This window comes from Alistipes senegalensis JC50 (assembly GCF_025145645.1).
Taxonomy (GTDB): Bacteria; Bacteroidota; Bacteroidia; order Bacteroidales; family Rikenellaceae; genus Alistipes; species Alistipes senegalensis.
The window spans coordinates 2,301,939-2,316,365 of sequence record NZ_CP102252.1 but is presented as its reverse complement, the minus strand read 5'-3'; the positions used below and the strand labels follow the sequence as shown (position 1 = coordinate 2,316,365).

General features: G+C 61.2%; 11 protein-coding genes. 5 read left to right on the top strand and 6 right to left on the bottom strand.

From position 1 onward, the window contains the following. Positions 1-210 precede the first annotated feature (210 nt). Positions 211-1,512: a phosphopyruvate hydratase gene (eno, locus tag NQ519_RS09015; RefSeq protein WP_019151478.1), complete on the bottom strand. Its 1,302-nt coding sequence runs from the start codon at positions 1,510-1,512 to the stop codon at positions 211-213. Positions 1,513-1,712: 200 nt separating this feature from the next. Here eno and NQ519_RS09010 point away from each other — a divergent pair, with 200 nt between their 5' ends. From NQ519_RS09010 to NQ519_RS09000, 3 genes are all read left to right on the top strand, one after another. Continuing rightward, the gene (locus NQ519_RS09010) at positions 1,713-2,897 is read left to right on the top strand and encodes a cation:proton antiporter (protein WP_019151479.1); all 1,185 of its coding nucleotides are present in this window, start codon (positions 1,713-1,715) and stop codon (positions 2,895-2,897) included. Positions 2,898-2,909: 12 nt separating this feature from the next. Then, entirely contained in the window at positions 2,910-3,563 is a 654-nt protein-coding gene (locus NQ519_RS09005; RefSeq protein WP_019151480.1) for a porin family protein, read from the top strand. 135 nt (positions 3,564-3,698) lie between these two features. Continuing rightward, on the top strand, positions 3,699-4,307 hold the full coding sequence (locus NQ519_RS09000; protein ID WP_019151481.1) for a porin family protein: 609 nt from the start codon (positions 3,699-3,701) through the stop codon (positions 4,305-4,307). A 67-nt stretch (positions 4,308-4,374) separates the two neighbouring features. Here NQ519_RS09000 and NQ519_RS08995 read toward each other — a convergent pair whose 3' ends face one another. Then, on the bottom strand, positions 4,375-5,574 hold the full coding sequence (locus NQ519_RS08995) for an S-adenosylmethionine:tRNA ribosyltransferase-isomerase (RefSeq protein WP_019151482.1): 1,200 nt from the start codon (positions 5,572-5,574) through the stop codon (positions 4,375-4,377). An 81-nt stretch (positions 5,575-5,655) separates the two neighbouring features. Between NQ519_RS08995 and nadB the strand changes: the two genes are divergently transcribed. Both nadB and NQ519_RS08985 read left to right on the top strand, forming a co-directional pair. Further along, positions 5,656-7,212 (top strand): L-aspartate oxidase, encoded by a 1,557-nt coding sequence (gene nadB / locus NQ519_RS08990; protein ID WP_019151483.1) that lies wholly within the window; start codon positions 5,656-5,658, stop codon positions 7,210-7,212. A 3-nt stretch (positions 7,213-7,215) separates the two neighbouring features. Next, complete coding sequence (locus NQ519_RS08985) at positions 7,216-8,799, top strand: peptide chain release factor 3 (RefSeq protein WP_019151484.1); 1,584 nt, start codon at positions 7,216-7,218, stop codon at positions 8,797-8,799. Between the two features lie 57 nt (positions 8,800-8,856). Here NQ519_RS08985 and NQ519_RS08980 read toward each other — a convergent pair whose 3' ends face one another. The 4 genes from NQ519_RS08980 to NQ519_RS08965 all read right to left on the bottom strand — a co-directional run bounded on the left by NQ519_RS08980 (position 8,857) and on the right by NQ519_RS08965 (position 14,420). Further along, positions 8,857-9,573, bottom strand: a complete 717-nt coding sequence (locus NQ519_RS08980; protein ID WP_026076684.1) for a pirin family protein — start codon at positions 9,571-9,573, stop codon at positions 8,857-8,859. 63 nt (positions 9,574-9,636) lie between these two features. Beyond that, a complete protein-coding gene (locus NQ519_RS08975) occupies positions 9,637-11,733 on the bottom strand; it encodes a KamA family radical SAM protein (protein WP_019151486.1) in 2,097 nt (698 codons plus the stop codon). Between the two features lie 294 nt (positions 11,734-12,027). After that, the gene (locus NQ519_RS08970) at positions 12,028-13,503 is read right to left on the bottom strand and encodes an FISUMP domain-containing protein (RefSeq protein WP_147513228.1); all 1,476 of its coding nucleotides are present in this window, start codon (positions 13,501-13,503) and stop codon (positions 12,028-12,030) included. A 14-nt stretch (positions 13,504-13,517) separates the two neighbouring features. Continuing rightward, entirely contained in the window at positions 13,518-14,420 is a 903-nt protein-coding gene (locus tag NQ519_RS08965) for a sugar phosphate isomerase/epimerase family protein (protein WP_019151488.1), read from the bottom strand. Positions 14,421-14,427: the final 7 nt, after the last annotated feature.

Below are 14,427 nucleotides of genomic sequence, written 5' to 3'. Positions count from 1 at the left end.
TGAAACAAATAGTTTGCCGGATGCGACCCGTAGAAAGCTCCCGGCCGAAACTTTTCACCCGGCGCCGGCCGCCGGCGGAGAACGGACGGAGCCGTGCGGAACGCCCGCGGAAGCGGCCGCGCGCCGAAAACGCCGGCCAACCCGACGAAAACAAAAACAAAAACCGGATGCCCCGTCGGGACATCCGGTTCTCTCTGATCGGTCCGCAGATTACTTGCGGTATACCTTCGTGTAGCCGTAGATAGCCTCGTCGCCGAGCTCCTCCTCGATGCGGAGCAGCTGGTTGTACTTGGCCATACGGTCCGAACGCGAAGCCGAACCGGTCTTGATCTGGCCCGAGTTCGTAGCCACGGCGATGTCGGCGATCGTCGAATCCTCGGTCTCGCCCGAACGGTGCGACGTCACCGACGTGTAGCCGGCGCGGTGAGCCATCTCGATGGCGTCGAGCGTCTCGGTCAGCGTACCGATCTGGTTTACCTTGATGAGGATCGAGTTGGCGCAGCCCATCTCGATGCCCTTCTTCAGGAAGTCCACGTTCGTGACGAAGAGGTCGTCGCCCACGAGCTGGCACTTGTCGCCGATCTCCTTGGTGAGCATCTGCCAGCCTTCCCAGTCGTTCTCCGACATACCGTCCTCGATCGAGTCGATGGGGTATTTGGCAACGAGGCCCTTCAGGTACTCGACCTGCTCCTTCGACGAACGCTTGGCGCCCTTCGCACCCTCGAACTTGGTGTAGTCGTAAACGCCGTTCTCGAAGAACTCCGACGAAGCGCAGTCCATGCCGATCGACACGTCGCCGCCCTCGCACTTGCGGCCGGGCTTGTAGCCGGCCATCTTGATAGCCTCGATGATCGACTCGATGGCGTCCTCCGTGCCGTTGAGCGCGGGAGCGAAACCGCCCTCGTCGCCTACGGCCGTCGAGAGGTTGCGGTTGTGGAGCACCTTCTTGAGGTTGTGGAACACCTCGGCGCCCATGCGGATGCCCTCGTGGAACGAAGCGGCGCCTACGGGACGGATCATGAACTCCTGGAATGCGATCGGGGCGTCCGAGTGCGAACCGCCGTTGATGATGTTCATCATCGGAACGGGCAGCGTCTTGGCGTTCGAACCGCCGATATAGCGATAGAGGGGCATGCCGAAGTAGTCGGCGGCGGCGCGGGCCACGGCCAGCGACACGCCGAGGATGGCGTTGGCGCCCAACTTCGACTTGGTCGGGGTGCCGTCGAGGGCGATCATGGCCTTGTCGATGCCCACCTGATCGGCGACGTTCATGCCGATGATGGCCGGGGCGATCACCTCGTTGACGTTCTTCACGGCGTTGAGCACGCCTTTGCCCAGGTAACGGCTCTTGTCGCCGTCACGAAGTTCGAGCGCCTCGTTCTCGCCGGTCGATGCGCCGCTCGGAACGGCAGCGCGGCCGAATGCGCCCGATACAGTCCGTACTTCGACCTCGACGGTCGGATTGCCTCGCGAGTCGAGGATCTCCCTTGCATGAATCTCTACAATCTGCATAGTTGTAATGGTTTGAATAATATGTGTTTGAAATACTAACTTCCTAAACGTCGCGGCAAAGGTACAAAATAATTGCGAATTGCGGTTTCTTTATTGTTAATTTTTTCACGATTGCGGCACGCCTTTTTCCGTTTCCGGCGCAAATATCGTATCTTTGCGCCGCTGCCTACGCGCAAAACCACGTAAACGACCGTCATTCAATGCGAAAAGTTCTTTCGTTCTCGCTCTTCCTGATGCTGGGCCTCGTCGCCTCGCAGCTGCTTCCCGGCGCACTGGGCGCATCCTATGCGGGCTTCAAGGCCGCGACCGACACGCTGCTCTACGTCTGTCTGGGGTTCATTATGATCAACGTCGGCCGGGAGTTCGAGATCGACAAGTCCCGCTGGCGCTCCTACACCGCCGATTACTTCATCGCTATGGCCACCGCGGCGCTTCCGTGGCTGCTGATCGCCCTCTATTACGTCTTCGTGCTGCTGCCCTCCGACTTGTGGGGAAGCCCCGCGGCGTGGAAGGAGAACCTGCTGCTGAGCCGTTTCGCGGCCCCGACCTCGGCGGGCATCCTCTTCACGATGCTCGCGGCGCTGCACCTGAAACAGAGCTGGATCTACCGTAAAATACAAGTGCTGGCGATCTTCGACGATCTGGACACCATCCTGCTGATGATCCCGCTGCAAATCCTGATGATCGGCCTCAAATGGCAGATGTTCGCCATCGTGGGCACGGTGAGCGTCCTGCTCGCCGTCGGGTGGCGGTGGCAGGCGGCCTGGAACGTGAAGCAGGACTGGAAACGCATCCTGGGCCTCTCCGTCGCGGTCTGCGCCCTGACGCAGCTGCTCTATCTGGCGACGGCCCACTGGTACGGCCCCGAAAACAGCATCCACATCGAGGTGCTGCTCCCGGCCTTCGTGATCGGCATGCTGATGAAACACCGCGACCACGACACCCCCGCCGAACGCCGCGCCTCGACGGGCATCTCGTTCCTGTTCATGCTGCTGGTGGGAATGAGCATGCCGCTGGTGACGGGCTCCGCGGCGTCCGACGCGGCCGCGGCAGCCGGATCGGTCACCGCCGCACAGCCGATGATGCCGTGGGGCGTCCTGCTGCTGCACGTCGCAGCCGTATCGGCACTTTCCAACCTCGGAAAGCTCGTCCCGGTCTTCTTCTACCGCGACCGGAAGCTGAGCGAACGGCTGGCCCTCTCGGTGGGCATGTTCACCCGCGGCGAGGTGGGCGCCGGGGTGATCTTCATCGCCCTCGGGTACAGCCTCGGCGGCCCGGCGCTCATCGTCTCGGTGCTGACGCTGGTGCTGAACCTCATCCTCACGGGCGGCTTCGTCGTCTGGGTCAAACGGCTGGCGCTCCGAAGCGCCGCCCCCGAAGAATAACCTCTTGCACGCATGAAAAGATACGCATTGATCCTGCTCGTCCTGCTGCTGGCGGGAAGCGTCCGGGCCCAGCAGCGCGAAAAGAACATCCTGGGTGTCCGCGCCGGCCTCAACGTCTCGAAACTCGCGGTTTCGGCCGAAGATATGCCGATCAGCATCGGCTGGCGCACGGGATTCCGTTTCGCCGTCTCGGATCAGGTGCTGCTGACCCGGAAGCTGCCCCTCTACCTCGAAACGGGGGTCGATTTTTCGAGCCGCGGCGGCAAAATCGCTCTTGCGCAATACGGCGAAGTCTACCGGACGACTCCGCGGCCGTTCTACCTGCAAGTTCCCCTGCTCGTCAACTGCCATTTCAACGTCCGCGACCTCCTCACGATACAGCCTTTCGCCGGCATCTACGGCGGCGTGGGGCTGAGGGGCCGCATGGAGTTCGACTACCTCGGGACAGAGGAGCTGTTCGGCGACCGGGGAGTGCTTCACCGGCTGGACTTCGGAGTCCGGGCAGGCGTCGGATTCGTCGTGAAACGCATCTATCTGGGCGTAAGCTACGACATCGGCTGCATGAACCAGTTCAAGGGCGGATCGCTTTTCAGTTACGAGTCCCGGACCCGGGCGATCGAAATCCGCAACGACTGCCTGTCCGTGACGATCGGATACAATTTCTGACATCCGGAGCGATCTCATTAATACATAGGAATTTACGAACAATGCCGCCGATTGCCCGTAAAAAAAATCGGGGGGGGGATTTTTCGGAAAAAATTATCCTATATTTGCCACGCAAACACCTCAAACTTTACAGCTATGAAAAAAGTATTACTCATCGTGGCCGCCATCCTGCTGGCGAACACCGTTTCGGCACAAAATCACGAAAAGAACATCCTGGGCGTCCGCGCCGGTCTCAACCTGTCGAGCTACTCGATTTCAGAGAGCGGCGTATCGGTAAGCACCGACTCGCGGGCCGCATTCCATGTCGCCGTTTCGGACCAAATCCTGCTCTGCGACAGACTGCCTTTCTACCTCGAAACCGGACTCGCCTTTTCGAGCCGCGGCGGCAAATTATCCGGAGTGAGCTTCCGCCCCTCCTACCTGCAAATTCCCGTGCTGGTAAATTACCACTTCAACATCAAAAACATCGTTACGATCCAGCCGTTCGCAGGTCTTTACTACGGTCTCGGCATCGGCGGCAAGATGAAAGCAAACGGCGAGAAAGACGACATCTTCGGCGACGACGGCATGCTCAAGCGCTCCGACCTGGGCGTGCGTCTGGGCGCAGGCGTCGTCTGGAACCGCATCTACTTCGGACTGGGCTACGACATCGGCTGTCTGAACCTGATTCAGAAAGACCTTGTCAACGGCGACGGCACGATACGCAACAACTGCTTCTCGATCAGCGTCGGATATAATTTCTAATCCGGCCCGCACCAAATAAAACAGGGACGCTGAAAAACAGCGTCCCTGTTCTTTTTCTGCAAAACGGTCACTCCCGCATCAGCACCGACGAATCGCCGTAGCTCAGGAAGCGGAAATCGTGCCCGAGGGCGTAGTCGTAGATCCTGTGCCAGTCGTCGCCCGCGAAGGCCGAGACCAACAGCAGCAGAGTCGATTTGGGCTGGTGGAAATTGGTGACGATGTTGCGCACGATGCGGAACTCGTAACCCAGCGGCGTGATCATGATCTGCGTCGCGGCTTTCAGCCGTTCGACCCCGTTCGCATCCATCCACCCCAACAGCTCCTCCAGGGCATCGCGCCCCGAATAGTCAGCCGGAATGTCGTACAGCTCCCACTGTCCGACCACCCGTCCGGCGTCCGGCGTCCCGGCGGTACGGATGCGCCACGCAAGGGCTGCGAGCGATTCGAGCGTGCGGACCGAGGTGGTTCCCACGGCGGTGATGTGCCCCCACTTCTCCAGCAGGCGGGCCACCGTCGCACGGCGCACCTCGAAATGCTCGGTGTGCATCGGATGCTTCGCGGCATCGTCGTCCTTCACGGGCAGGAAGGTCCCCGCCCCGACGTGGAGCGTCACCTCCTCGAACCCGAATCCGCGGGACTTCATGGCGTCGATCAGCTCGGGCGTGAAGTGCAGGCCGGCGGTCGGCGCCGCCACCGACCCCTCGAATTTCGAATAGACCGTCTGGTAGCGCGTGTTGTCGATCTCCTCGCTCTCGCGGTTCAGGTAGGGCGGAATCGGAATCCGCCCGAGGTGCTCCAGCAGCTGTCCGAAGCTCATCGGGGCGCTCCACTCGAAGCGCACGACGCATTCGCGGCCGTGGTCCTCGACGATCCACGCCCGGAGGTATTCGCCGTCGAAATTGATCTCCACATACCCCTCTTTCCACTTCTTGCGATTGCCCACGATGCACGACCACGTGCAGCCGCCCGTGACGGCGAACGCCCGTTCGTAGTCGGCCGGGTCGTGCGGCTCGAGGCAGAAGACCTCGATCCGCGCCCCCGAAGGCTTGTGCATGATGATCCGCGCCCGGATGACCTTCGTGTTGTTGAAGACCAGCAGTTCGCCCGCGGGCAACACGTCGCCGATGTCGGCGAAATGCCGTTCGGAAATCCCGCCGCCGCGCCAGACGAGCAGTTTCGAGGCGCTGCGCTCGGCGAGGGGGAATTTGGCGATCCGCTCCTCCGGAAGGTCGTAGTCGTAGCGGTTTATGTCGATATGTCGTTCCATATTTTGCCGGAAATTATGCGGCAAAGTTACTATTTTTTGTAACTTTGCGGCGCTGCAAGGCAATAGAAAAAGGAAAAACCCATGAAAACCGACTTTCTGGTTATCGGTTCCGGCGCCGCGGGCCTTTCGTTCGCGCTGAAAGCCGCAGCCCACGGACACGTTACGATCGTCACCAAGGGCGCGATCGAAGAGTGCAACACCAACTATGCCCAGGGCGGTATCTGCTCGGTGACATACGCCCCCGACACATTCGAGAAACACATCCGCGACACGCTGGTCTGCGGCGCAGGCAAATGCGACGAGAAGGCCGTGGAACTGGTCGTGCGGCGCGCTCCGGAACTGATCGCCGACCTCATAGCCTGGGGCACGCGTTTCGACAAGACCCCCGACGGGCGTTTCGAGCTCAACCGCGAAGGCGGACACTCGGAGCACCGCATCCTCCACCACGAGGACCTCACGGGAGCCGAGATCGAACGGGCGCTCGTGCAGTCGGTGAGGGAGCATCCGAACATCACGGTTCTCGAACGCCACTTCGCCATCGACCTGCTGACGCAGCACCATCTGGGCGAATTCGTCACCCGCCACACGCGCGGACTGGCCTCGTTCGGGGCCTACGTCCTGAATCTCGACACCAACGAGATCGAGACCATGCTTTCGAAATTCACCGTCGTGGCCACGGGCGGCTGCGGCAACGTCTACTCCACGACCTCGAATCCCGTGGTCGCCACGGGCGACGGCATCGCCATGTGCCACCGCGCCAAGGCGATGACCGAGAACATGGAGTTCATCCAGTTCCACCCCACGACGCTCTACAACCCCGGCGAGAAGCCCAACTTCCTGATCACCGAAGCCATGCGCGGCTTCGGGGCCATCCTGCGGCTGCCCGACGGCAAGGAGTTCATGGACAAATACCACCCGATGAAATCCCTCGCGCCGCGCGACGTGGTGGCCCGCGCCATCTACCGCGAGATGACCAAACGGGGTTCCGACTTCGTCTACCTCGACGTGACGCACAAGGACCCCGAGGCCGTGAAGAGCCATTTCCCGAACATCTATGAAAAATGCCGCTCGATCGGCATCGACATCACCAAAGACTGGATTCCCGTGACCCCTGCGGCGCACTACTGCTGCGGCGGCGTGAAGGTCGACACCAACGGCGAAACCTCCGTGAAACGGCTCTACGCGCTGGGCGAGACCTCGTGCACGGGACTGCACGGCGCCAACCGCCTGGCCTCGAACTCGCTGATCGAAGCGGTGGTCTACGCCGACCAGGCCGCGCGCCACACGGCGTCGCTGCTGGAGAAAGTCGATTTTCAGGAGGGCATTCCCGACTGGGATTTCGAAGGCACGCAGCACACCGAGGAGATGCTGATGATCATCCAGTCGAAGCGCGAGATGCAGACGATCATGTCCAACTACGTGGGCATCGTGCGGTCGAACCTCTCGCTCAAGCGCGCCATGCACCGGCTGGAAATCCTCTGGCAGGAGACCGAGGAACTTTACAACAAGACCAAGCCCAACCGCGAACTGTGCGAGCTGCGGAACATGATCGCCATCGCCTACCTGGTCATCAAGCAGGGCCGCGAGATCAAGGAGTCCGTAGGCTGCCACTACAACGCCGATTACCCGAAAGAATAACGCATGACACAACAGGAAGAGATAACCCGGCGGCGGACCTTCGCCGTCATCGCCCACCCCGACGCGGGCAAAACCACCCTTACGGAAAAACTGCTGCTGTTCGGCGGCGCCATCCATGTGGCCGGAGCCGTCAAGAGCAACAAGATCAAGAAGGGCGCCACGTCCGACTTCATGGAGATCGAACGCCAGCGAGGCATCTCGGTGGCCACGGCCGTGATGGGATTCGAATACCGGGGCTGCAAGATCAACATCCTCGACACCCCGGGCCACGAGGATTTCGCCGAGGACACCTACCGCACGCTGACGGCCGTCGACTCGGTGATCATCGTCATCGACGGCGCCAAGGGCGTCGAGGCCCAGACCCGCAAGCTGATGGAGGTCTGCCGCATGCGCCAAACCCCCGTGATCGTCTTCATCAACAAGCTCGACCGCCCGTCGAAAGAGCCGTTCGACCTGCTGGACGAGGTGGAGAAGGAACTGCATATCCGCGTGCGGCCGCTGGCCTTCCCGATCTCGAACGGACCCACGTTCAAGGGCGTCTACAACCTTTACGAGAAGAACCTCTCGCTCTTCACGTCGGACGAAAAGCTCACGGCCGACGCCTCGACGGCCGAAATCTCGGACCTCGCCTCGCAGGAACTCGAAGGCTACATCGGCGAGAAGTTCGCCGCCCAGCTGCGTTCCGACGTGGAACTGGTCGAGGGCGTCTACGACCAGTTCGACCGCGACGCCTACCTGCGGGGCGAACTGGCCCCGGTGTTCTTCGGCTCGGCGGTGAACAATTTCGGCGTGCGCGAACTGCTCGAATGCTTCGTGCGCATCGCCCCCTCGCCGCGCCCGGCGCCGACCGAAACCCGGCAGGTGGAGCCTGCGGAGCCGAAAATGACCGGCTTCGTCTTCAAGATCCACGCCAACATGGACCCCAACCACCGCGACCGCATCGCGTTCCTGAAGATCTGTTCCGGCACGTTCGAACGGAATAGGAACTACCTCCACGTACGCAGCGGCAAGCAGTTGAAATTCTCCTCCCCGACGGCCTTCATGGCCGAGAAAAAGTCGGTGATCGACTTCGCCTATCCGGGCGACATCGTGGGTCTGCACGACACGGGGAACTTCAAGATCGGCGACACCTTCACCGAAGGCGAGAAGCTCCGCTTCACCGGAATTCCGTCGTTCGCCCCCGAGCAGTTCCGCTACATCGAGAACGCCGACCCGCTGAAATTCAAGCAACTGGCCAAAGGCATCGACCAGCTGATGGACGAGGGCGTGGCACAGCTGTTCACCTCGTCGCTCAACGGCCGCAAGATCATCGGCACGGTGGGCGCGCTGCAATTCGAGGTGATTCAGTACCGGTTGGAGCACGAGTACAACGCCTCGTGCCGCTGGGAACCGATCTCGATCTACAAAGCCTGCTGGATCGACAGCGACAACGCCGCGCAGCTGGCCGACTTCAAACGCCGCAAGCACACCAACATGGCCGTCGATAAACACGGCCGCGACGTATTCCTCGCCGACACGAGCTACGGGCTCGCCCTCGCGCAGGAGAATTTCAAGGACATTCGTTTCCACTTCACCTCGGAGTTCTGAAACACGAAAAATCCGCCGGAGTCTGCACTCCGGCGGATTTGCTCCTAACGAAACGGTTCAGACCTCCATCGGGACCTCGATAATCAGCAGCTTGGCATCTCCGGAGGCTTTGATCCGAAAATCGTCAGCGTCCTCTATACCCATGCCGTCGCGGGGTCCGAGCTCTTCGCCCGCCACCTCGGCGCGTCCCTCGACCACGAAGACATAGGCTCCGTTGCCGTGGAGATTCATCCGGTACTCCGTCTCATGCCCGGCGTCGAGGCCCAGCGTATAGAACCACGCCTGCTGGTGAATCCACCCGACGTGCTCGCCGCCGTGGCCCTCGGGGCCCACGATCAGCCGCAGTTCGTTACGCTTCCCGGGCAGCAGCTCGACCTGGTTGTAACGGGGCGTATGGTTGTCGGCATCGGTGAGCACCCAGATTTGCAGGAACTTCACCGGCTCCTCGCGGCTGGCGTTCATCTCGCTGTGCGTGATGCCCGTGCCAGCGCTCATCACCTGGATTTCGCCCGGTTCGAGCACCTTCATATGCCCCATGCTGTCGCCGTGCTTCAGCGCACCCGAGAGCACGATCGAAACAATCTCCATGTTGTCGTGAGGATGCGTCCCGAACCCCTCGCCCGGAGCCACCGTATCATCGTTCAGCACCCTCAGGGCGCCGAAATGGACGCGCGTGGGATCGTAATATCCGGCGAAACTGAAAGTATGGTGTGTCTGGAGCCAGCCGTGATCGGCGTACCCGCGGGTACCGGCTCTGTGAATCGTCTTTTTCATCATTGCATGCGTTTAATAATCATTATATAATAAACGCAAAATCAGTGCCGTTTATTGCATCCGCTACAATTCCAGATTGCTCATCCGGCCGGTCACCCCGAAGTCGAATCCGGGGTATTCGTAAAGCCCGAACCGGGGTTCGGTCTCACCCCGGGTATAGGCCCAGATCGAGGCATAATCCTCGGGGTCCTCACCCATCTTGCCGATCTGCCGCAGGTAGGCGGCCACCGACTTGCTCTCGACGATGAATATCTCGCCCATGCGGTCGATGATCGGGCTGTGGCGGCGCGTGCGGTCGTGGTCGAAGCGCAGAATGCGGCGCCCCTCGGGCGTGAGGCCCACCAGCCGGAAGGTCATGCTCTTGCCGATGGCCGGAAGATTCAGCACGCTGCGGTCCGTGGCGAGAAACGGCAGACGGTATTTGCGCATGAAGCGGCGGAGTTTGGCCGCCGTATCGCGTCCGTCGGCCAGCAGCGCGTCGAGCTCCGACGCCTGCCCGGCGGTCAGGCGTCCGTAAACCTTCTCCTCGACCTGCTCCTGCATCGAACGGCTGTTGGGCGTGAAAACCGCGCGGTTCTCCTCGAAGCCCTTGACCGAGAAGGTGTAATAGCACACCACTCCCAGCGAATTGAGCACCTGCCGCAAGCGTGCGGTATGTCCGCGGCGCGAAGCGGCCACGGTGTAGACCAGCTGGTTGGTGATGAGCCATCCCGCCGAAAGGATCTTCCGGATGGCCTCTTCGGCCTCGGGCGTCACCTCCAAGGGCGTCTGGAAATGGGTCTGGACGATGAACTGCTTCACGCCGACGGCCGAGGCTTTCTCGCGGAATTCGCGCAGAATCTCCACCAGTTCGTCGTTCACGCGCATCGGCAGGTAGGCAGGCAGGCGCGAACCGAGGCGCACGCGCTGCAATTCGGCGTATTTCTCGCCGTCGGGACGCCCGGCGTTGGCCCGGCGCTTGCGGCAGGCCATGCGGTAAACCGCTTCGAGCATATTTCGCAGGGTCTTGTTCTGACTCATCAGCGCGTCGCCGCCCGTGATGAGGATGTCGCGCAGCTGGGTGTCCTCCTCGAAATAGTTCATCAGCCGGCGCAGTTTGTGGTCCCACGACTCTTTGGGGCGCAGCGCCTCGAATTCGAAATTGAGGCGTTCGCTCTGGAAATCGTACATCCGCTGGCACGAAGCGCACAGCCCGCCGCAGGCGCGGCCCATCGTGTCGGGAATCAGGATCGCCACCTCCGGATAGCGGCGGTGGATGTTGTGTCCGTCGGGCAGCAGCCACCCGGCGGCATTGGGCTTGCCCGCCTCGACGACATCCTCGCGCTCCCAGGCGCGAATCCGTCCGTAGGTTTCGACCAGCTGCGGCGAATAGAGGATGTAACTGCGGATGGCGGCATCGTCGTAGCCGTCGCCCGTAACGTCGAGCAGCGAGAGGTAATAGGGCGTGGCGAAGAAGGGCATCCCCTTCTTGCGGGCCTTCGAAAGCAGGTACATCGTCTCCGACGAGAGCGACCCGGCCAGAAAGCGGTTCAGCTCCGAAGGGCTTTTCACGGCCATAGCCAGCTGGAAGCGGAAATCGTCCCACCAGGCGGCCACCTGCCGGTATTTTTCGTCGTAAGTCATCCCCTCGGCGAACCGGTAGCGCGACGGGGTTTTCGACTTGCGGTTTTCGATCTTCTGCACCAGCAGGTGCAGCATCCGCTCGCGGTTGTCGGCGCGGATCGCCCGCACCGCCTCGTCCAGCCCCGAAGGCCAGCGTTCGGTGCGGCTGCGCACGCGCTGCGGCGAGGGCAGCGGAATTTCCGCCCCGTCGAGCAGGCGGAACAGATGGAACAGATCGACAAACAGATCGGAAGGCATCTCGGGATTTTCGAGCCGTCCGGTCAGGAACTGCCACAACAGCGTCAAGGTCTGTATTTCCAATCGGCAGTCCGTGGATAATTCGTGGACTTCTTGTCCGTCGTAACCGATCAACAGTCGAATCTGCTCCGCAGCTTCGCTCTCCGCAGCGGCATGCCGGTCCACGAACTCCCCGAGGCGCATGCGGAACTCCGCACCGTCGCAGCAGGCGTCGGCGAGGGCCGCAAGATCGGGTAACTCCTGGCGGTAGAGCAGTCCGAGCTGGGAAAGGGTCAGTGCAAGCATTTTCTTTTGTTTCATAAGCATTTTTATTTATAAGGTTAAGGCAGGCGCAAAATTACCGATTCGCACCGGAGCGTCACCTCCGGATTGCATTTTGCGGGAACAATATAGTAAAAATTTTTAATATATTCAAGCATATTTCGTGCAAATCTTCCGCATTCGCACGAAACACATAAAAAAACAAGAGGCTGTCTGACAAGTCGCAGACAGCCTCTTTCCATTCGGGCCGCGATTCACCGCTGCGGGAGGGATTTCCGTGCAGGCATCCGATGCAAACAGCGGCGAATCCTGCCGAAATCCGTTGCAGATCGGCTAATAGTTGGCCACGCACCGGACGTTGTTCGAAGAACCCGTCTCGGCATAGGTCGAGAAATTGCAGCTGTTGTTGCCGATCGTAATGCGGTAATTCTTGTTATCGCTGGTCACGGTGGCAGTCCAATGGAACGAATAGGTCCCGAAGTTGCCGAATTTATCGCCCGTATATTTGCCGCAGGGCAGGATATTGAACCCGATCCGCTCGATTGCATCGGGGAAATACATCGGGTATTTTCCCGCCGGGAAGATGCCGCTGGGTTTCGCCAGATTGAACATCGTGCCGCCGTCCACGGCATTGGCATTCGCCGCCCACAGCCCGCCTTCGGCCGCCGGGCGGCTGCCGCGCAGGTAGGAGGCGATGAATCCGTGATCGACCATATTCATGGCGGCCATCGGGTTCGTCTCGCGGTTGTCGGGCATATAGATTCCTGCCCCCGCATCCACTACGGCCTGAATGGAACTCATGCGAAGCCCGTAATCGTCGGCGACGCCCGCAGCCAGATCGTAGAAATCATAGGCGTTGGGAACGTGCCATCCCTCGGGACAGATTCCGCGGACCTGGATGTTGTAGGAGGCGACGCCGTTATTGAGCGTATAGGAGTTGCCCATGTCGTCGGTTCCCGACGCCCCGTAGACATAGGGATTCTCCCCGGCGGAAAGTCCGGTCATAGCCTCCGCCCACGTGTAGTAACGTCCGTATTTCGAACCGTCGGGATCGTCGGGAGCCGTCCGGCCGACCGAACCGTCTTCGCCGGCGTAGTTGAGGTTCACGGTCATCCAGGTCTTCGAGCCGTACCGCTTGGCCGGATACCCGTCGGTCGGAAGCACGCAGATCATCTTCCCGAAACGGTGGGTTTCCGAAAGCCCCGTTCTGCTGACCGTAGTCACCGAGATGCTGTTCGCCGGAATGTTCACCGACTTGCGGTTGGCTTTGAGCACGACGCGCTCCGTATCGCCTCCGCTCACGACGGTCAGCGCCTCAGGGACGCTCCACGCATAGGTCGCCACCTGATCGTCTTCGGGCACGTAGACCGCGAACTCCTCGTCCAAATCCACCGTCAGCGAACCGACGATCGAAGTCTGCACGTAGGCCGGACGCGGCGGCAGCCCCGTCACCGTAATCTCTTTCCACAGGGTGCGGGGCGCGCTGGCTCCCGCAGCATTGCGGGCCTCGACGGTGATGACGCCGGCCGGAATGACGCCCTCGACCAGCCCGGCCACCAGCAGACGCGAGGTGTTTTCGCCCTCGATGACATTGAGCATCTCGGGCAGGCTCCAGAAATAATCCTCCGCTCCGGACTCTTCGGGAACCGAAAGTTCGAACGAATCACCCATCCGGACGGTATAGGGGGCTTCGAGCCCCACGGCGATAAAGTCGGGTTGTCCCGGGACCGCAGGTTCGTCGTCGCCGCACGCGGCCATAAGAAGTGCGCCCGCAAGAGCCCGGGCCGCATATCCAATAAATCGTTTCATCGTATCGCAGGTTTTTATTTTCGGTTTTCAATCTCTTCGAGGCGCCGCTCCACGGCCCGCCAGGTGTCGGCCACCTGTCCGAAGCTATCGTAACCTCCGACTTCGAACATGAATACGCCGTCGTAGCCCGTCGAGGCGATGGCCTCGATCACTGCGGGCCAGTCGATCACGCCCTTGCCCATGACCCAGTGCTTTTCATCCACGGCATCGTAGTCCGACACGTGGAGGCTGGCGATGCGGTCGCCCACGGCCCGGGCGAAAGCCTCGGGAGTCTCCTGCAACAAATGATTGGTGTCGAAACAGATGCCGACCGAAGGGTCCAACCGCCCGAACAAGGCCAGCATTTCGTCCGAGGTGTTGCAGAGACAGGTCCGCGGCAGGTCCTCGACCAGCAGCTGGGCGCCGGTACCGCGGGCCGCCTCGGCCAGCGCGTTGATCGAATTCACGCTGTTCTCGAAATGAACGGCGCGCAGCGAGTCGGCGATCGGTTCCGCGCTGGGATGCAGAACCATTTTCCGGGGTCCGAGCGCCTGTACGGCGCCGATGAACCAGGCGATCTGCTCCACGACCGCCGTGCGCAGCGAATCGTTCGGCGAACTGATGTCCCAGGCGCGGCCGAACGGAAGATGCACGGACCAGACGGTCAGTCCGACCCGCCCGGCATCGACGCGGAAACGCTCGATGGCCGCGAGCCGCTCCTCCGTGGATTTCCCGCGCAGCGAATTGAGCGTCACCTCCACATGGCCGAACCCGGCCTCTTTGACCTGCTGCAATTTGTCAGCCGGCATGGTCAGCGATACCGACAGCCCCTTGGGCCAGCTGCGATAGGCTTCGAGCGCACTGCGGCGCTCCGTTCCGCATCCCGCCGCCACGGCGGCCAGGAGCAGGGGTACGATCCATTTTACGATGTTTTTCATAAGTCTG